The following is a 20,378-nucleotide window of genomic DNA, read 5'->3' on the forward strand; positions in this document are numbered from 1 at the left end:
ATAAAAAAAAAACGAAGGAGCTAAAAACATGGCAAAGAAGCAGTCCGTTAAATCACAACTTTGGGAATTTTTTCAAGGGCTAGGTAAGACCTTTATGGTGCCCGTAGCGTTATTAGCCTTTATGGGTCTTATATTAGGGATTGGAAGCTCATTTACTAGTCCGACAACTATCGAGACATTCCCATTTTTAGGAAATTCCTTACTCCAAGTTATTTTTAGCTTTATGTCCACTATTGGTGGATTTGCATTTTCATACTTACCAGTTTTATTTGCAATGGCAATTCCGTTTGGACTTGTACGATATGAAAAAGGTGTCGCTGCTTTCTCTGGATTTGTTGGCTACGTCATCATGCACTTATCGATTAATTTTTATTTAACAGAAACAAACCAATTAGTAGCGGCAGATAAAATGCGACAAGCTGGTCAAGGTATGGTTATGGGTATACAAACAATTGAAATGGGTGTATTGGGCGGAATCATCGCCGGTATACTTGTCTATTTTTTGCATAACCGCTTTTATAGTATTAAACTTCCAGATGCATTTGCATTTTTTGGTGGTGCCCGCTTTGTTCCAATCATAACGACACTTGCATTATCTGTTGTTGGAATCATCATTCCGATGATCTGGCCAATTTTCGCAATTGCCATTACAGGAATCGGAAGTTTAATTCAAAAATCTGGCGTTTTCGGACCATTTTTATTCGGTGCCGGTGAGCGTTTACTACTACCATTTGGACTTCATCATATATTAGTGGCAATGATTCGATTCACAGAAGCTGGTGGTACTGAAGTTGTTAACGGTCAAACTGTTTCAGGAGCTCTAAATATTTTCTATGCACAATTAAAAACCGGTGCTCCAATCAGTCCATCAGCGACAGCTTTCTTATCTCAAGGAAAAATGCCAACATTCATGTTTGGTTTACCTGCAGTAGCGCTTGCGATTTATCATACTGCCCGTCCAGAAAATCGTAATAAAATTAAGGGACTATTAATCTCTGGTGTTATTGCAACTTTTGTAACCGGTATCACTGAGCCAATCGAATTCTTATTCTTGTTTGTTTCTCCACCTTTATATTTCATACACGTTATTTTAACGGGACTAGGTTTTATGGTAATGGCTTTATTACACTTAACAATTGGTAACACAGATGGTGGAATATTAGACTTTATTATCTTTGGCGTTTTACAAGGAGTTAAAACAAAATGGTATCTTGTACCTATAGTAGGAGCAATTTGGTTTACCGTATACTATTCAGTTTTTAGATACGCAATTTTAAAATTTAATTTAAAAACCCCTGGTAGAGAAGAAGTTATTGATGATCAACAAAGTGAGGAACCATTGGTTAAAGGTACGAATGCCCAAGCATTAAAAATTCTTACTGCTTTAGGTGGGAAAGAGAACATTCAATCGCTCGATAACTGCATTACAAGATTAAGACTTGTTGTAGATAATATGAATATTGTTAATGAAAAAGTTCTAAAGGATTGTGGTGCACTTGGGGTTGTGAAATTAGACGAACACAATTTACAAGTCGTTATTGGTCCACAAGTTGGTATCCTTAAAACACAATTAGAAAAATTATCATCTTAAATAAATTGGGGTTGTACGAAATGAAATACAAATTTGATCAGATAGTTGATCGAACCGGTACTTATTGTACACAGTGGGACTATATTGAAGATCGATTTGGAGTGCCAGATTTACTACCATTCTCGATTTCAGATACTGACTTTCAAAGTCCAGATGAAATAATACATGTGTTAGAAAAGCGAATGAAACACGGTATATTTGGCTATACGCGATGGAATCATGCTGAATTTAAAGAATCAATTATAGATTGGTTTAGTAAAAGATTCTCCTGTGAAATAAAAGAAAATTGGATTTTTTATAGTCCAAGTGTCATTTATTCAATTTCGAAACTAATCGAATACTTGACGAATGAAGGTGATCATGTTGTTATCCAAACTCCGGCGTATGATGCGTTCTTTAAAGTCATTCAAGATAACAATCGTTTCATTTCTGACAATCAATTAATCTATGAAGATGGTAAATATCGAATCGATTTTGATGATTTAGAACAAAAAATATCTCACGTGCGAGCCAAGGTCTTTCTACTATGTAGTCCGCATAACCCTTCAGGACGTGTGTGGACAAAGCATGAATTGGAAAGGATTGTAGGTTTATGTAATAAACATAATGTATTTATCATTTCTGATGAAATTCATATGGATATCGTATATGAACCTAATTTCCATACTCCGATAATAAACACTAGCATCAATTTGGAGAATGTATGTATTTGTACTTCTGCAAGTAAAACGTTTAACACTCCTGGGCTAGGTGGATCATATCTAATTTTACCTAATGAAATAATCAATAAAGAATTTCTTCTATCTTTAAAAAATCGAGATGGCCTTTCATCTGCAAGCATTTTTGGGACATTAGCGACAATCGAAGCCTACAAAACCTGTGAGAACTGGGTTGATGAATTAGTCGAATATACTCATGATAATTTAAAAACAGTAAAAAATTATCTTAACAATCATCTTCCAAAACTTAAATTTACATTGCCAGAATCAACTTACCTAGCATGGATTGATATTTCAGGGCTACCTTTTTCTAGTGAGCAATTACAACATGCACTTGTTCATCACGCAAAAGTAGCCATCATGCCCGGAGAGACATATGGTGAGGCTGGAAAAGGATTTATCCGCATGAATATTGGATGTCCCAAAACTAAGCTTATTGATGGATTAAATCGTCTAAAAAAAGCAATAGATTACTTAGAAAGTAAAAACTAGTTAATTTAATAAACCTCTAAAAGTAGAAGACCAGAAAACTACTTTTAGAGGTTTTCATTTGAAGAAAATAGTTGAAAATTACTTATTCCATTTTGTAAACATGTAGTTATTAATTTGAGAAGTAACATATATTCTATTAAATCGTTTTTTATAGAATATAATTTGGGGAAGTGTTAGAATGACGGCCATTAAAGTTATTAAGCCATTCTCATCGAACTGGTATGTCTTACTGTCATTTGCTGTACTTGCAGGAATTAGCCAAATGCTTTGGTTAAATTTTGCACCTCTAATTTCATATTTAAAATCACATTACGAAGTTTCAGAGTCAGATATTAATTGGTTATTAATTGTATTTCCATTAATTTATATCGTATTTTCGATTCATTCAGGTAAAGTAATTGATCGAGCTGGATATCGATTTAGTATTTTACTGGGTGGTATTTTCATGTCCGTTTTTTCTACTATTAGAATTTTTGATTCAAGCTTCTCATTTTTACTAATTGGTCAAATAGGAGTTGCGATTGGCCAACCTTATATTTTAAATGCAATATCAAGTTTAGTAGCAGACTGGTTTCCTAAAAATAAACAAGCAACAGCCACTGGTGTTGGCACAGTCGGTATGTTCATCGGTATGGCAGTCGCCTTAGCAGGGACTCCACTTCTTGTAAATCTTTTTGGATTCCAACCAACATTAGTCATCATGGCCATTTTAACAATTCTTGCAACACTCGTCTTTTACTTCATCGGTCACCATAATTCAGATTTCAACCGAAATTCCAGTACTTCAGGAAGTTTTAGTACTACATTTAAATTATTGAAAAACAAGAATCTTTTACTACTAAACATTGTTTCCTTTCTAGGTTTAGGAGTCTTTAATGGACTAACATCCTGGCTTGAACAAATCTTAAAACCGTACGGAATTTCATCAGAACAATCCGGAATTATAGGAGGCACTTTAATAGTCGGCGGTATTATTGGATCAATCGTTATCCCCCATTTTTCAGATAAAATTGCTAAAAGAAAGCCCTTCTTATTAATCACTATAATCGGCTCTCTTCTATTAATTTATCCTGTTTGTACTTCAGGGAACTTTGATTTTCTAATTGTAATAGGTAGTATCCTTGGATTCATATTTTTACCGGCCTTTGCTTTATTATTGTCGGCTACTGAAGAGCTAGTTGGTGAAAAAGTTTCCGGTGAAGCAACAGGACTACTTTTAATGGCAGGAAATTTAGGTGCCGTAATTGTAATTGGGGCGATGCAACTAATTAAAGGCAATCAGTCAACGTGGAATCATTCAGTTTTTTTCATGCTAATTTTAATGATAATTGGTTTTTTCCTTATGATTTTATTTAAAGAAAGAGATTGTTTGGTAGTAGATAACAAGAAAAATGATAACGAACAAAAGTAAAAAAAAACATTGGAATCGATAAATTCCAATGCTTTTTTATTATAAAATTATGACTTAAATTCTATTTTCTCCAAGTATAACCCACCAGGATCAGCAAGATTACTCACTTGAGCACGATCCTTTAATTCAATTATTTTCGATATATTTTCAGCTTGTAATCTTCCTGTTCCAACTTCAATTAGTGTTCCTACGATTTTTCTTACCATATTGTATAGGAAACCATTTCCGCTTATTCTAATTTGAATAAATCCGTCTATCATTTCAAAATCAATCGAGTAGATTTCTCGTACCATCGACTTCTTTTTAGATTTGGCATTTGAGAATGCTGTAAAATCATGCTCACCTAAAAAGTACTTGGCTGCAGCCTTCATTTTTTTAAGATCTAATTTCTCTTCTACATGCATACTATATTTGCGCATAAATGGATTCGTATATTCCTCATTCCAAATTTTATATATATACGTTTTTGCACTAGTATTATATCTTGAATGGAAACGGTCAGATTCAATCGAAACTTCCTTTATACTAATATCTCTAGGTAAATAACGATTTAAATAACTTTTAATTTCTATTTCAGGCATGTTCTCTTTCATTTTAAAATTAGCAATCTGTTCAAATGCGTGTACACCTGCATCAGTTCGACTACTTCCAATAATTTCAATTTCTCTTCCTACCATTTCTGATATTACATTCTCGATTTTACCTTGAATTGTATTTTCACCATTACCAAGTCTTTGCCAGCCTTTATAACGGCCCCCATCATATTGAATGACTAATTTATAATTGTTCATCTCTTGCTCCTTTATCTAACTCTAAGTATGTACTACTTTGCCTTTTACGTTAAGATTTTAAAGTACTGATCTTTTGTACTTCCTGCTCTTAACACTTTACCACTTTTTTATCACATATCCTATTTTTAGCCTATTGGCTCTAAGTTCATAACTTTTTTCACTTTTTCACAAACTACTTTAAGACTATATAGTAGAAATGAGACATTTTACATTATACTAATAGTAACAATTTTGAGGGAGTTTGACATGGTACTTGATGAGTTGGCATTAAAGATCATTAATGAAGTTAGAAAGTTAATACAAGAGGATATCATTATTATTAATACAGGTGGCATCATTATAGCAAGTACAGACCCAGCACGAACTGGTACATTTCATGAAGGCTCATTAATTGCAATTAATGAAAGAAAAACGTTCACGATCACATCTGAAGATGAAAATCGGTTAAATGGTGTGAAAGCTGGAATTAACCTTCCTATTTATTTTCAAAATGAAATAGTCGGAGTAATTGGAATTACAGGAAATCCCGAGCAAATTTCCCCTTTTGGAGAAATGCTTCGTAGGATGACAGAATTATTAATTAGAGAAAACTATTATACAGATCAAATTGATTTGCAACAAAGAACGTTAGAAGCATTTGTATTTGATTGGATTCAAGAGATTGAGTGGGATGATTATTTTTATGAACGTTCTACTATGCTAAATATTGATTTAAATTATATTAGGCAGGTTATTATTTTTGAATGGGAAAATACCAATATGGTCCCAATCGATACAAGACAACTAATAATTGATCTAGCGAATCGAAATAAAGATGACATATTTGTTCGTTGGGGCAATAATCGAATTGTATTTTTGATAAAAATTGATGATACGAATAAGGATATTCATAAACTACAAAGAATGCATGATTTATATGAGATCATAAAAAGTCGATTAAACTTTCCCATTGCTGCAGGCGTTGGGCAACAAATCACTCCAAAACAATTACATAAATCATATCATCAAGCAGCTCGTGCATTAAAAGTTGCATTAAAAACAAGTTCAATTATTTTTGATGAAGATTTAACAATTGATTTAATTCTGCAGGAACTTTCACAAGAGATTAAGAAAACATTTATAGAACGGACGATTGCTCCTATTTTAAGTGAAGAGGATTTATTTATTACAATTAATGAGTATTTAAATCAAAATCAATCTCTTAAAAATACCGCACAATCTTTACATATTCATATAAACACACTTCTGTATCGCCTAGGTAAAATTACTGAATTAACGAAATTGAATCCTAAAGACATCCAAGATTTACTTAAATTGTATATCGGAACATACCTACTAGATGATTCTACAAAAAAACACCGATAAATGGTGTTTTTTCTGTATGTTCTTCTATAGTAAATTCATCTATTAACTCTTTATACTTGAATTAAGATAATGGGGGGAATTTATTTATGATTACAAATGACATTGCACAAAGTTTTATAGCAATTGTTGGTAAAGAAAATTATGATGATTCAAAAGTGGAGAGACTCGTATATTCTTACGATGCTACACCGAATTTGCAATCTCTTCCGGATGCAGTCATTAGTCCTCGTTCTACTAAAGAAGTATCCGAAATTGTTAAAATCTGTAACGAACACCATATTCCAATTGTTCCTAGGGGCTCTGGAACGAATTTATGTGGTGGTACTTGTCCAACAGATGGTGGTATCGTTATCTTATTTAGACACTTAAACAATATTCTTGAGATAGATGAAGAAAACTTAACAATTACAGTTCAACCAGGTGTAGTGACTCTTGATATGATTAATACAATCGAAGAAAAAGGTTTATTTTATCCGCCAGATCCAAGCTCAATGAAAATTTCTACAATTGGCGGAAATATTAATGAAAATTCAGGTGGCTTACGTGGATTAAAATATGGTGTAACACGTGATTACGTCATTGCTCTTGAAATCGTATTAGCAAACGGAGACATTATTCGAACTGGTGGAAAGCTAGCAAAAGATGTTGCAGGATATGATTTTACTCGTTTATTTGTTGGTTCTGAAGGAACTTTAGGTATTATTACCGAGGCTACATTAAAGCTTATTCCAATGCCAGAAACGAAAAAAACGATGCTTGCATTATATGATAGCTTGGAAGATGCAGCCAAAACCGTTTCTAAAATTATCGCTAATAAAATTATTCCTACTTCCCTTGAATTTATGGATCAACCTACTCTAGAAGTTGTTGAAAACTTTGCACAGATTGGGCTACCGACCGATGTAAAAGCTGTCTTATTAATTGAACAAGATGGTCCTAGCGAAGTTGTAAACAGAGATATCGAATTAATAAAATCAATTTGCCAGCAAGAAAAATGTATTTCAGTTAGCGTAGCTAAGTCTGAAGAAGAAGCAGTAGCATTACGTACGGCTCGACGCTCTGCTCTTTCTGCTCTTGCACAATTAAGACCAACAACAATTTTAGAGGATGCAACTGTTCCACGTTCTAAAATTGCTGAAATGGTCTCAGCAATTAATGTAATTGCTGAAAAACATAATGTAAAAATTTGTACATTCGGTCATGCAGGAGATGGAAATCTACACCCTACCTGTCCTACCGATGCTCGTGATCATGAAGAAATGGAACGAGTTGAAATGGCATTTGCAGAGATATTTGAAAAAGCAATTGAACTAGGTGGTACGATTACAGGTGAACACGGTGTTGGAATCGTAAAAGCTCCTTACCTTGAATTAAAGCTTGGTAAAGAAGGCATTAACGCAATGCTCGCTGTCAAATCAGCTTTAGATCCGAATCATATTATGAATCCAGGTAAAGTCTTTGCAAAAGACAGTCGTAAAAGAATGGTGGTGTCAAAATGACAACACTTCAAGAACAACAAGCTATCGGTCAACAATTTAAAGAGCGTATGAACGAAGATGAGCTTTTAAACTGTATGAGATGCGGTTTTTGTTTACCTAGCTGTCCAACTTATATTGAATCCGGTCAAAAAGAATCGCACTCACCACGTGGACGCATCGCTTTAATGAAAGCTGTAACGGATGGATTAATTGAACCTGATGAAGATGTGGAACGTACACTAGAGCTTTGTCTTGGTTGTCGCGCATGTGAGCCTGTTTGCCCTTCTGGTGTGAAATATGGTCATTTACTAGAAGAAGCTAGAGATATTATTGCTCAACACAAAAAACATTCACTTCCTGCACGAGCAGTTCGTAAAGTTTTATTTAAAGAACTTTTCCCGCATCAAAAACGTATGAGACTTGCAGTTGGTTTATTAGGTTTATATCAACGAACAGGCCTTCAAGTCGTAGCAAGAAAAGCTGGAATTATGAAGCTAATCCCAAACAATTTATCTGCAATGGAAAAGGTTTTACCAAAGGTTCCGACTATGAAACAAATGAAGTCACGACCTGATTATTTACCACCATTAAAAGAAAAAGTAAAGAAGGTTGCTTTTTTCTCTGGATGTTTAATGGATACAATGTTCTTAGAAACAAACAATGCAACGATGAAGCTTTTACAATTAGCTGGTTGTGAAATTGTCATTCCAAAAGACCAGGCGTGTTGTGGTGCATTACATGGTCATAGTGGTGAAAAGTCGATTGCAAAAGATATGGCAAAGAAAAACATCGAGGCCTTCGAAAATCTCGGAGTCGATTATATAATTACAAATGCTGGTGGCTGTGGTGGTTTCCTAATTGACTATGATCATCTTCTTAAAGACGATCCAAATTGGAAAGATCGAGCTCTTTCGTTTAAAAATAAACTAAAAGATATTTCAGAAATTCTAATAGAAGTTGAATTTCATAATAATGTAAAATTAAGTTTACCAGAACAAATTATTACGTATCAGGATTCATGCCATTTAAGAAATGTTATGAAAACCGCTTCTGCTCCAAGAACATTATTGAAGGCAATTCAAAATGTACACTATCACGAAATGAAAGATGCAGATCGTTGCTGCGGCTCAGCTGGTATATATAATATCGTCGAATCCGAAATGTCGATGCAAATACTAGATTACAAGATGAAGCAAGCAACAAAAACAAAAGCTACTACAATAGTAACTGCTAACCCTGGATGCTTATTACAAATGAAGCTAGGTGTAGATCGAGAGAATCAATCAGAACAAGTGGAAGTTGTACACATAGTTGATTTACTTTTAAAAGCTGCTGAATATAAAGCAAACTAATTCTAAAAAAACACAAGGAATATAATCCTTGTGTTTTTTATTGCCCTATTATGCGTCAATTTTTATACAATTAAAAGGCCAAGGAATAAATCCTTGGCTCCCATGTAACTATTAATGTCTTACAACTGTATATGTTGCAGCAGCACTTTTATTTCCTGCTTTATCTTTTGCAGTGACAGAAATGACTGTACCTTTTTTCTGTGCTTTGATACTAACTGAATAAACTCCACTAGAGTTAGTTGTTGCAGATCCTAAAACCGTAGTACCTTTCTTAACCGTTACTACTGAACCTTTTTCAGCTTTTCCAGTTACTTTTAAATCATTGTCGTCTACACGATTGATTGTCGGTTTAGCTGGTGGAATTACATCCACAACCACTACATTTGTACCAGCACTCGTATTTCCTGCAGCATCCTTAGCCGTTACAGTTAACGTTGAGCCAGCACTTTGAACAGCGATTGTCACTGAGTACGTTCCAGTTGATGACGCTTTTACAGTTCCTAATGTTGTTGTTCCTTTCTTAACAGTAACTGTAGAATTTGCTTCTGCTTTTCCAGTTACGACCTTATCGTTGTTATCAACTCTGTTGACTATTGGTTTAGAAGGAGCGATTACATCTACAACTTTTGTTGTAGCCGCTGCACTAGTATTACCAGCTGCATCTTTAGCGTAAACACTTAAAGTTACTCCAGCTTGTAGTGCTTTAGTGATTTTAACTGAATAAGTTCCAGTAGATGTTGCTTTTACAGATCCTACTACTGTACTACCGTTTTTAACTGTTACAGTAGAATTAGCCTCCGCCTTTCCAGTAATAACTAAATCATTGTTATCAACTTTGTTTATTGACGGTTTATTTGGTGCTACATTATCTTCAAATAACGCAAAGATACCATAAATATCATTTTCCGTATTGTCATCATAATCATCGTAATCATTATCAGTGACACCTACATAATATGTACCTGCTTTTACTTGATACTCCTGATCTTCCCATCCTGTCTCTTCATCATATTCTGAACCTAAAAATGTTACCTTACTAGGATCGTTTGCAAAATCTTTTTGAACAAGAAGGAAAAGTAAGTCAATAGCATCTGAATTAGTAGCTCCAGATAACAACACTTTTCCATCTGTAGGTACGTTTACTTCATAAAAGTCTATATCGCCATACGGAAGTAGTTGACCTATCATAAGTGGCCCAAATGGTAATTCGTCTGCCAAATCGAAATCATCATTAGATTCATATTCATATAAAGTATCGTCTTCTTCTGTTGTACTATAGCTTGAAGTATTTATAGATTGCTTTTGGCCAGATAGATTAATAGATTTCTTTTGATTAAAACGATTTACTTTTGCTGTAATATCAGGGTGATTAAAAGTATGAAAATCATTTGAAACTGCCGGAAGCTGCTTTTCTATTTGATTCTCGCTAGTTTTCTTTAATATATCATAACTGTTCTCTTCTGCATGAGCAGTTGTGAAAGATAATGGTGAAGCTAATAAACCTAAAGTTGCTAAAGATAAAATTCCCTTTTTCATCATAATATTCTTTCCCCTTTGTGTTTCGTTCGTTATAGTGAACCCCTTATTAGTATCCTTCAATAATTCCCCAAACGCAATATAAATTTCACCTTAAACTAATAAAACTTTATGACCGCCAAACAGTACTTAAGTCCGATTTAATTTGATCACATAATCACCCTCTTCTAGGATCAAAACATGTTGTGATTGTAACTAACCACTTCATTTCATATATCACCTCCCCTAGTGAATGGATTACATCAATCACAATAACATGTGCGTTTTTTCTGCCTTCCCGAACAGCTTTTCTAATCCTCCTTTATATTTTTGATGTTAACCATATTTTACCTACATACCCTTTCATTTTTTTGAATACCCAACTGATCATCATATCAACTCTCTTAAAAATAGACTCTGTTAAACTAAAATGTTGATTTTTGCGTACTAAAAAAGACTGTTTTAACCAAACAGTCTTTTTAATGCTTATTCAACTAAAGCACAGCGTTAGTTGGATAAGTTAAATAGAACTAAGTTTATTTTTTTCTATCCAATATTGAATAAGTGCTTCGTGCATTTCTTTTGGTTTTTCAATCTCAATCCAATTTATGCTACCACTATATCTCCAAAAAATATTTTTTAAAGGAAGTTTATGTCTTAATCTAACTTGCTCTTCTTTATAAATGAAAACTCGTATAAATGTTGATTTTGTAAACCATTCATTATCATTTTTATGTATTTCAATATTCTCAATTTCATTCCAAAAAATTTTGTTACCTTTAAAATCAACTACCACACCTTCATCATCCCAATAAACTCCCTTACCTCTTTTTCTCGAAAGGAATATAGAGTATGAAGACCAAAATAGTAAAATAGTAAATGCTATCAATCCTATCCAATAGAACAAATTTGAAACAGTAAAACGATTTAAACTAACTGTGAACATAATTGTTAAAAATAGTGAAATTAAAGCAACTACTATAAAAAAAAACATCAATTGGATTTTAGCCTTATAAACTTTCATTCTTGTTGTTTTCAACTCCTGTTAGAAATGCTTTTTTGCCTTATTAAACTTAATAAGTTAATTATATAGTTCATATCAACATTTGTAATTGGGGTAATTTTGTTTTTTTTCATAGAAGTTCAAACTATACTTATTAAACTATCCTGCCATTATGTTGAATAAGATTAAGATTTTTCTCCCCATCTAGTAATCAAATAAAGTATTTCTTTTGGGTTCGGATCATGCTCTAAATCTGTAATCTTGACAGATTAATTCGACATAAAAGAGGTTTTGTCTTGTAAATTCATTTAAACTACAAATTTTATGTAGAAATTATTAATTTAAACTCCATAGTATATATCGTCAAAAATTATCATACATTGTCAATACACATAGTAGGGGGAATAATAATGGACTCAAATAATTTACGTAAATTAGAGTATGCAATAGATGAAATTACTGAAATTGCAAAAGGATTTGGGCTCGATTATTTTCCAATGAGGTATGAAATATGCCCATCTGATATTATTTACACGTTTGGTGCGTACGGAATGCCAACTAGATATTCACATTGGAGCTTTGGAAAAAAATTCTATAAGATGAAGTTGCAGTATGATCTAGGATTAAGTAAGATTTATGAATTAGTGATTAACTCTAACCCATGTTATGCATTTTTACTTGATACCAATAGCCTGATTCAAAACAAATTGATAGTTGCCCATGTACTCGCTCATAGCGATTTCTTTAAAAATAATGTGCGATTTAGCAATACAAATCGAGATATGGTCGAAAGCATGGCTGCAACAGCTGAAAGAATTAAACAATATGAACAAAAATATGGAAAAAAGTTAGTAGAAGAATTTTTGAATGCAGTTATAGGTATCCAAGAACATATTGACCCTTCTATTGTAAGAAATAGATTATCGTGGCAATTAGAAGATGATCTGATCATCCCTCCTCCTCGAGTAGGACCATATGATGATTTATGGAACTTGGATAATAAAAATGAAAATATTACTCCTGTAAAACCTCGAAAAAAGAAATTCCCACCACAACCTGAAAAGGATCTTTTACTATTTATTCAACATTTTAGTCGCGAATTAGAAGAGTGGCAACGAGACATTTTAACAATGTTACGAGAGGAAATGTTATATTTTTGGCCACAGCTCGAAACAAAAATTATGAATGAAGGATGGGCTAGTCTTTGGCATCAACGTATTATGCGAGAGTTAGATTTAACATCAGGTGAATCAATTGAATATGCAAAATTAAATGCAAGTGTAGTACAGCCCTCGAAAACAAGTATAAACCCTTACTATTTTGGACTAAAAATGTTTGAGGATATTGAAGAAAGATATAACAATCCCTCTGAAGAAATGAAACAAAATGGGGTGAAAGTCGGTTCTGGAACTGAAAAAATTTTTGAAGTACGTGAGCTTGAATCAGATACTAGTTTTATTAGAAACTATTTATCTAAAGAATTTGTGATGAACAAAGACTTGTACTTGTTTAAAAAACAAGGAAAAGAATATAAGATTAATGATAAAAGCTGGGTGAATGTACGTGATCAATTGGTAAATATGCGTACGAATGGAGGATATCCTTATATAACTGTAAATGATGGGGACTATCAAAAAAATGGTGAATTGTATTTAAAGCATTCATTTGAAGAGATTGAATTAGACGTTAAATATCTAGAGAAAGTTTTACCATATTTATACCAATTATGGGGAAGAACGACTCATATTGAGACAAGAATGGATGGAAAAGCTGTATTATTTAGTTATGATGGAATTAATGTAAATCGTAAAAATTTGTAAACGCCTGTTTAGGCGTTTTTTTATTTTAGCTAATTCTTAAACGTTGTTTACTGCATAGTACATCGACTAGATCATGTTAGCAATGTGATATGGCGTTCCAATTTTGAATAAACTTTGATAAGTAATATGAATCATACTTTAGTTAATGATTTTAAATTTATAAAGGTATTTATTAATTCCTTGTTCACTAATGCATGCTTTAGTTGAATAAGGGGTATCGCCATGCCCATCAAGTCAAAACAAATCATTACCTCCATAACGAAAAAACGCCATTTTTTCTGTAATTTAATGGAAATGATGGTATTTTTTAAGTGCAATGAGGTTTCAAATGCAAGAAATAGGGGTGTGTAGTAGAATAGATTGTACTGGAGGGGGATTGATGAAAGAATATATTTATGTGGAAAACGAAAAAAAAGTGAAATTGAAATTTGGAATTTTAAAAAAAGACATTGTACTTACCATATCACTCTTTTTAGCAATAGTAAGCTGTTTATTCCATCCACCAAAACTAGAATATATAAATTTTAAAGTATTAGTCAGTTTATTTAATCTTATGCTCGTAGTTAAGGCTCTAGAAGATCTTAAACTATTGGATAAGTTCGCCATTGCTATACTGAGTAAATGTCAAAATAGTAAAAGTGTTTCAGCAACCCTAATTTTATTATGCTTTTTTAGTTCCATGCTTGTAACGAATGATGTGGCATTAATAACATTTGTACCATTAACACTTATAATTAGTAAGATTATACAAACTTCTATGTTAGATACTATTATACTAGAGACAATTGCGGCTAACATCGGAAGCAGCCTAACTCCAATGGGAAATCCTCAAAATCTTTTCATATTTACTAACTACGGAATAAGGCCTATACAATTTTTTACAACAATTCTTCTATTAGTGGTTCTAGGAATTGTTCTGTTATACTTTCTTAATCAAAGATTGACTAGTAAAACATTGGAAATGGAACTTCCGCATATTCCTATAAAAAATAAAAAAAAGGCAACAGTATGGGGAATACTATTTGGCATCATATCTGTATCCATACTAGGGGTTTTAAGCTACAAACTTGCGTTCATCATCGCATTGGGAACCGCATGTATACTTGATATAAAATTATTGAAGAAAATTGATTATTTATTGCTTATTACTTTTATATGTTTTTTTATATTTATAGGAAACATATCGGAATTAAAGGTAGTACACACATTTGCCAGCGAAAATCTCAAAAGTCCCACATCAATCTTTTTCAGTTCCATAATTTTAAGCCAACTGATAAGCAATGTACCAGCTGCGATCTTTTTATCAAAATTCTCCGTGAATTGGCAGCCTTTATTAGTAGGTGTGAATTTAGGTGGACTTGGTACGATTGTTGCTTCCCTCGCAAGTGTAATTTCATTTAAACTTTTTATTAAGCGAGATCCACAAAAAAGTAAAATGTACCTTATAAGGTTTAGCTTTTATAACTTTTCGATTTTAGCTCTTTTAACTCTTGTTTATTATTTTACGATGAAATATCAAAATTTCTTTTAATACAAAGTAATAGGTTTAAATAACTTTGGGTCCTACCTATATAAAAAACCCAATTTCTCAAATTTTAATACTGGTATTATCCCCTTATAGTAGACACAGTTTGAAACCCATCCAGTAAAATGGATAGGTAGTCTACTATAGGGGGATTTTATTATGGCTACCCAACTATTCTGTCCAACTGTTCTCCATCCATTTCCCATTCCGCTTGCACTTCAAGTCCTAAATCAAGAAAAAACGCTTTAGCCTCTGAAAGATCATTTACGTTTATACTTACATGATCTATTTTATTGATTTTCATATCTCATACCTCCTATGTTCCTGTTACTTTCAATACCTGTATTCGTGTAAGGTTTGTTTGAAATTATAATTCGCTTAAAACAGAAAATATTCTTGTTCAACTATCCTGCCAGTTAGCACAAAAAAAGAGCTGCCAAAGTACTCTTGGTGAGGGTAGTGGAAATTTACTTAGGAAGAGTCTGTATTTCTCCCATCGAATTGTATTCCAAGAATATCTTCATTCTATATACGAAGTTGAGGAAAGGATGAAACGAATTGAAGCACAGATTCATGAAGAAACAATAAAAAGTGAACATGCGCCTGTCGTTCAAGCACTCCAAATTTAAGAGGAATAGCTGAGATTACGGCTGTAACACTAGTCACTGAAGTTGGGCAATTTTCTCGTTTCTCAAATCCAATGCAACTAATGTCTTAGGCAGGACTTGTTCCGAAAGAATATTCAAGTGGATCAAATCGTTGGCAAGTTTCTATTGCATAAGGAATAAAAAAGCCGAATTCCATATTTGGAAATCGACTTTTTTATTGGCTTGGTTTAAATATTATTGAACTACTATTGGTTCAACTGGAGTATTTGGCATTGCAATACTTGTTCCATTATAGTTTACAAATAATCCGCCTTCGCTCTTTGTTCTTTCAACATCCGTTACAGTGGCTGTTACCCAAGTTTTAGATTCTTCGTCATAAGCTAATTTATTACCAGTTAAAGGATCGCCTACAGATGGTAAAACTCCTTCAGTTACTACAGTTCCAAAATTATTTAAGTTAAAACCAGTAATTGACGTTTGTTTATTTGTACGAGATTCGTAAACTACGTTAGCATCAACAGATACATGTTTTGGTATCGTTACATCGTGATGTACAATTTTCTTACCAGCAGGAGTATCCCACTCTTCTGTTACATCATATGTATCTTTTGTCTCATAAGTAAAAGTAAGACCACTCGCATTTTTTTGTAAAGTAGTGTTGTTCCAATTAAATGCTAACTGAACATCTCCTTTACCTACAAATCCAGAACCTGCTGTTGAATCAAAATTAACTGCCGCATTTGCTCCAGATGTTACCACACCTAAAGTTAATAATCCTGTTAAAATTAAACCACCAATTGTCTTTTTCATGTAAAAAACCCCTCCGAAAGTATGTATTTATTAAAATCACATGTTATAAAACATGTAATAATAACCGGTAAAATAGTCCCCTTAAACATTGTATACAATGTTTTGTTCTCAATCAAGAATATTTTAATTTCAAAATACTACACCGTTTGAGTTATTTTAATGATAAATAGTCCATTTCTAGTTCAACTATCCTGCCATTTAGTTGCATAAGAAACTCAACAATCTTTTATAACAGAGCCTTTTCATAAATAACCCCTCCGTTTTATGTAAAATCTATCTATTAAAATCACTTTTTTGTGATGATAATACAAAAGTCTTTGAACTTATTCTTAATCAAGAACAAAAAAGGTGCAAGGTACCCATTCTTTTTCTAATTAATTATACCTAAACAATCGTTTTTTGTAACTTGGGGAATTTTGCACTTTTTCCAGAGAATTTCAAATAATCCTTGTTCAACTATCCTGCAATTTAGTTAATTAATAAAATTCAACAATCTACTTTAACAGAGCCTAAAAATAAAAACACAAGGAACTTTGATTTCCTTGTGCTTTTTCTTATATTACCTAAACCCTGTTTTATCCTTAATCCTGCACTATTTACTTTTTTAATGAAGAAATAGCCGTTCTTGTTTGATCGATATATTGAATTGTTTGATCGTACTCTTGTGTCGCAACAGCCATAAATAAAATATCGATGACATGTAGTTGAGCCATCCTTGATGATGTTGCTCCACTTCGATATGTTGCTTCCCTATGTGGAGAATTGAATAATTTTATGTCCGCTAAGTTTGATACAGAATTGGAACCAAAGCCCGTGATACTAATAGTGTTAACGCCGTTTTCCTTGGCAATTTGAACAGCTTTTTGAACCTCTAGCGTTTCTCCAGAAAATGAAATTCCTACTAAGACATCATTCTCCTCATGGTTCGCTATTTGAACAGCTAACAAATGCAAATCAGTAAATGCAGATGTGTATTTTTTTATACGCAAGAACTTTTGCTGTGCGTCTAAGGCCACTACCATTGACCCACCTACACCAAAGAAATAAATATTTCTCGCTTTTGTTAAAGCTTGTACAGCTTCCTCTAAATCACTCACATTAATAATATCGCTAGTATCTTTGATGGCCTGAATATTGTTATTCATCATCTTTTTAATAATGGAACCTGTTGATTCCCCTAAATTGATATCTCTTGATCCTACTTCTGTTGTCGTAATGATATCACCTGCAATTCGTAGCTTAAGCTCTTGAAAACCCTTTAGACCAAGTGAACGACATAATCGAATAATTGCAGAATTGCTTGTTTGGCTTTTTTCCGCAAGTTCAAAAACTGTATATTGAATCGATTTTTCTGGGTTTTCAATTATATATTTAGCTGCTCTTCTTTCAGATGGTGGAAGTTTATACAGCATTTCCTTTAACATGATTAAACCGCCATTTAATGCATTCATTTAGTCTACTCAACTCTCTCTTTATTTGTATAAAATTACGAATTATAAAAATCTTTAAACGGCTTTTATTGCTTCTATAGTCGTGTTATCAACATGATTACAACCAAATTATAATGTAAAAAATAGAAAAGCTGAATCATATTTTGATATGAAATAGAAAAGCGACATTCTAGTTTAAAAAAATGACTAGTTGCCGCCCTCTAATTATTTTTTTACTACCTTGCTAATAAAACCACTAGCTTTATTCAAACTGATCATTGCTTCATCGTATTTCATTCCTGTTAAAATCATTACGATTGCTACTTTCGTTTGATTATTTGCTTTCAGTAAGTAATTACTTGCCGTTTCATAATCACAGCCAGTAGCTTCGACTATTATTCTTTTTGCTCGATCAACTAGTTTACTATTCGTTAGTTGCAGGTCTACCATTAGATTTTTATATACTTTTCCAATTCCAATCAATGAAGCTGTCGAAATCATATTACAAATTAGCTTTTGAGATGTTCCAGCTTTTAATCGGGTAGAGCCTGTTAACACTTCTGGACCATTATCTACTTCAATTTTTTGGAAGGCTACCTCTCCAATTTTTGAACCTTTATTACACGCTACCGCTACAGTTTTTGCTCCAATCTCGTTTGCATACTTTAAAGCACCTATTACATAAGGCGTTCGACCTGATGCTGCAATACCGATCACGATATCATTTTTTGTAAGTGATATTCGTAATAAGTCTTCCTTGCCTAGCTCTTCGCTATCTTCAGCACCCTCAACGGCTTTAATAAAAGCTCTCTCTCCGCCTGCAATTAATCCAATGACTTCACTAGGATTCGTTCCAAATGTAGGTGGGCATTCAACCGCATCTAGCAGACCAATTCGTCCGCTTGTACCAGCCCCTGTATAAATTAAACGTCCTCCGTTTTGAAATGCTTCAACAACTAGTTGAACTACCTTTGAAATCATCGGAATTTGTTCTCTAACTGCTAGAGCCACCTTTTGGTCCTCTTCATTCATTATATTTAAAAACTCATCGACGCTTAGTTGATCTAAGTTACTCGTACGCTTGTTTCTAATTTCGGTTGTTAAGTTCTCTAACACAATTACACCTCAATCATAAGGCAGGATTTTTTGTACTTCCTGCTCTTCCTGTTTTTACCGTACTTAATTATTCTTTACTTGAATTTACTTCTTTCATAGCTAATAGATATCCTCCAAAGGTCGAAGAGATTTCGTCCGTGTAAAATGTTACTGTTGGATAGTGCTCATGAATTGTTTGAATAAACGTTTTCTGAACGACCGGTATTCGACTTAGAATACTTCCTTTTATTGCAACTCGTGGCTCTTCTCGAAGATTTAACTTTTTTATGGCTTGGATGGTCGTTTTTCCAAGAAGTTGACCAGCTCTTTCTAGAACTGTTAAGGCCATCAAATCACCTAAGTTGGCCATTTCAACTATAAATGGAACATGTAAAGCAATCTCAGCTTTTGTATTGTGATAAATATATTTTTTAAGTTCTTCAGCTTCTTTTAACTGCAATTTTTCCAGTATTTTCAAAGATAAATAACTTAATGGAATACCTTCATCAAATTCCTGTGTAATCTTTTTAAAGATTTCCATGCAAATCCAATATCCGCTTCCTTCATCCCCTAGAAGATGTCCCCATCCACCTGCTGTAACAGTCTGTTCTTTATTCATTCCGATACAAATTGACCCCGTACCAGCGATTGTTAATACACCACTTTGTCCATTTAGTAATGCTGCATGTGCAATTTGTGCATCATTTACAATTTTAAAAGGGATACGAAAAGCATCATTTAGTGCCTTTTCTAAAGGACCTCGATCTTTCACTCCACCAATTCCAGCAATTCCTAAAAATAAGAACAGGCAATTCTCTTTTGATAAAGGGCTCATGCAATTTTCAATTGCTTCTACAATGTGATTAATTCCATCTTCTTCATTGATTAGTAAATTACTAAAACCAGAATAACCTTGACTAATAATTTCACCATCTAAATTATAAGCAATAGCCTCTGACTTAGTTCCTCCACCATCAAGACCTATAACATATTTCACTAAAACTGCCCCCTACCATCTTTCGTCTATTCTATTACTATAAGAATCGATTATTTCTCGGCTAATTTTTTATGTAAACGAATGATATGCTCTATTAGCTTTTGTTCACTCATTGCAGTCATTAAATGATCTTGAGCATGAATCATTAATAGAGACTTTTCACATGGCTGACCATTTAATTCAGCTTGTATTAAAGTCGTTTGTGTTTTATGCGCATGACCAATTTCTTGGTGAGACTCTTCGATTAAGCGATCTGCTGTTTCAAAATCATTTTTTTCTGCAGTCTCTAATGCCTCATAAGCTAGTGATCTTGCATTCCCACCGTGTGAAATAATTTCAAAAATTTCTTGTTCGTTAGTCATCATCATATTCATAC

The 20,378-nt window shown here is 33.2% G+C and carries 18 protein-coding genes; 9 read left to right on the forward strand and 9 right to left on the reverse strand.

The annotated features are described in order from the left end of the window. Nucleotides 1-28 precede the first annotated feature (28 nt). From malX to EP747_RS18365, 3 genes are all read left to right on the forward strand, one after another. Nucleotides 29-1,591: a maltose/glucose-specific PTS transporter subunit IIBC gene (gene malX, locus EP747_RS18355; protein WP_129691533.1), complete on the forward strand. Its 1,563-nt coding sequence runs from the start codon at nt 29-31 to the stop codon at nt 1,589-1,591. 20 nt (nt 1,592-1,611) lie between these two features. Further along, on the forward strand, nt 1,612-2,802 hold the full coding sequence (locus EP747_RS18360; RefSeq protein ID WP_129691534.1) for a MalY/PatB family protein: 1,191 nt from the start codon (nt 1,612-1,614) through the stop codon (nt 2,800-2,802). Between the two features lie 178 nt (nt 2,803-2,980). Then, a complete protein-coding gene (locus EP747_RS18365) occupies nt 2,981-4,213 on the forward strand; it encodes an MFS transporter (RefSeq protein WP_129691535.1) in 1,233 nt (410 codons plus the stop codon). A gap of 47 nt (nt 4,214-4,260) precedes the next feature. On the opposite strand, the gene truA is transcribed toward EP747_RS18365, so the two are convergent. After that, on the reverse strand, nt 4,261-5,004 hold the full coding sequence (truA, locus tag EP747_RS18370) for a tRNA pseudouridine(38-40) synthase TruA (RefSeq protein WP_129691536.1): 744 nt from the start codon (nt 5,002-5,004) through the stop codon (nt 4,261-4,263). Between the two features lie 246 nt (nt 5,005-5,250). Between truA and EP747_RS18375 the strand changes: the two genes are divergently transcribed. The 3 genes from EP747_RS18375 to EP747_RS18385 all read left to right on the forward strand — a co-directional run bounded on the left by EP747_RS18375 (nt 5,251) and on the right by EP747_RS18385 (nt 9,199). Continuing rightward, complete coding sequence (locus EP747_RS18375; RefSeq protein WP_129691537.1) at nt 5,251-6,369, forward strand: CdaR family transcriptional regulator; 1,119 nt, start codon at nt 5,251-5,253, stop codon at nt 6,367-6,369. Nucleotides 6,370-6,455: 86 nt separating this feature from the next. Continuing rightward, complete coding sequence (gene glcD / locus EP747_RS18380) at nt 6,456-7,868, forward strand: glycolate oxidase subunit GlcD (RefSeq protein ID WP_129691538.1); 1,413 nt, start codon at nt 6,456-6,458, stop codon at nt 7,866-7,868. Next, nucleotides 7,865-9,199 carry a (Fe-S)-binding protein gene (locus EP747_RS18385; RefSeq protein WP_129691539.1) on the forward strand — a complete coding sequence of 445 codons (1,335 nt, stop codon included), beginning with the start codon at nt 7,865-7,867 and terminating at the stop codon, nt 9,197-9,199. Before glcD ends, EP747_RS18385 begins: the two co-directional genes overlap by 4 nt. 111 nt (nt 9,200-9,310) lie before the next feature. On the opposite strand, the gene EP747_RS18390 is transcribed toward EP747_RS18385, so the two are convergent. Further along, on the reverse strand, nt 9,311-10,738 hold the full coding sequence (locus EP747_RS18390; RefSeq protein ID WP_129691540.1) for an Ig-like domain-containing protein: 1,428 nt from the start codon (nt 10,736-10,738) through the stop codon (nt 9,311-9,313). Nucleotides 10,739-11,234: 496 nt separating this feature from the next. Beyond that, on the reverse strand, nt 11,235-11,738 hold the full coding sequence (locus tag EP747_RS18395) for a hypothetical protein (RefSeq protein WP_129691541.1): 504 nt from the start codon (nt 11,736-11,738) through the stop codon (nt 11,235-11,237). A 389-nt stretch (nt 11,739-12,127) separates the two neighbouring features. Between EP747_RS18395 and EP747_RS18400 the strand changes: the two genes are divergently transcribed. Both EP747_RS18400 and EP747_RS18405 read left to right on the forward strand, forming a co-directional pair. Beyond that, the gene (locus EP747_RS18400) at nt 12,128-13,537 is read left to right on the forward strand and encodes a SpoVR family protein (protein WP_129691542.1); all 1,410 of its coding nucleotides are present in this window, start codon (nt 12,128-12,130) and stop codon (nt 13,535-13,537) included. A 379-nt stretch (nt 13,538-13,916) separates the two neighbouring features. Beyond that, a complete protein-coding gene (locus tag EP747_RS18405; RefSeq protein WP_129691543.1) occupies nt 13,917-15,068 on the forward strand; it encodes an SLC13 family permease in 1,152 nt (383 codons plus the stop codon). A gap of 157 nt (nt 15,069-15,225) precedes the next feature. Here the strand turns inward: EP747_RS18405 and EP747_RS18410 are convergent, their stop codons facing one another. Then, nucleotides 15,226-15,366 (reverse strand): VOC family protein, encoded by a 141-nt coding sequence (locus tag EP747_RS18410; protein WP_419179325.1) that lies wholly within the window; start codon nt 15,364-15,366, stop codon nt 15,226-15,228. A 330-nt stretch (nt 15,367-15,696) separates the two neighbouring features. Between EP747_RS18410 and EP747_RS25435 the strand changes: the two genes are divergently transcribed. Then, nucleotides 15,697-15,780, forward strand: a complete 84-nt coding sequence (locus EP747_RS25435; protein WP_129691585.1) for a hypothetical protein — start codon at nt 15,697-15,699, stop codon at nt 15,778-15,780. 124 nt (nt 15,781-15,904) lie between these two features. On the opposite strand, the gene EP747_RS18420 is transcribed toward EP747_RS25435, so the two are convergent. From EP747_RS18420 to EP747_RS18440, 5 genes are all read right to left on the reverse strand, one after another. After that, entirely contained in the window at nt 15,905-16,480 is a 576-nt protein-coding gene (locus tag EP747_RS18420) for a hypothetical protein (protein WP_129691544.1), read from the reverse strand. 596 nt (nt 16,481-17,076) lie between these two features. Then, nucleotides 17,077-17,931, reverse strand: a complete 855-nt coding sequence (locus tag EP747_RS18425) for a MurR/RpiR family transcriptional regulator (protein ID WP_205753849.1) — start codon at nt 17,929-17,931, stop codon at nt 17,077-17,079. Nucleotides 17,932-18,135: 204 nt separating this feature from the next. Then, the gene (murQ, locus tag EP747_RS18430) at nt 18,136-19,026 is read right to left on the reverse strand and encodes an N-acetylmuramic acid 6-phosphate etherase (protein WP_129691545.1); all 891 of its coding nucleotides are present in this window, start codon (nt 19,024-19,026) and stop codon (nt 18,136-18,138) included. 67 nt (nt 19,027-19,093) lie between these two features. Further along, nucleotides 19,094-20,002 (reverse strand): BadF/BadG/BcrA/BcrD ATPase family protein, encoded by a 909-nt coding sequence (locus tag EP747_RS18435; protein ID WP_129691546.1) that lies wholly within the window; start codon nt 20,000-20,002, stop codon nt 19,094-19,096. A gap of 50 nt (nt 20,003-20,052) precedes the next feature. Continuing rightward, nucleotides 20,053-20,370: a PTS lactose/cellobiose transporter subunit IIA gene (locus tag EP747_RS18440; protein WP_129691547.1), complete on the reverse strand. Its 318-nt coding sequence runs from the start codon at nt 20,368-20,370 to the stop codon at nt 20,053-20,055. Nucleotides 20,371-20,378 lie beyond the last annotated feature (8 nt).

The organism is Gottfriedia acidiceleris (genome assembly GCF_004138285.1).
Lineage (GTDB): Bacteria > Bacillota > Bacilli > Bacillales > Bacillaceae_G > Gottfriedia > Gottfriedia acidiceleris_A.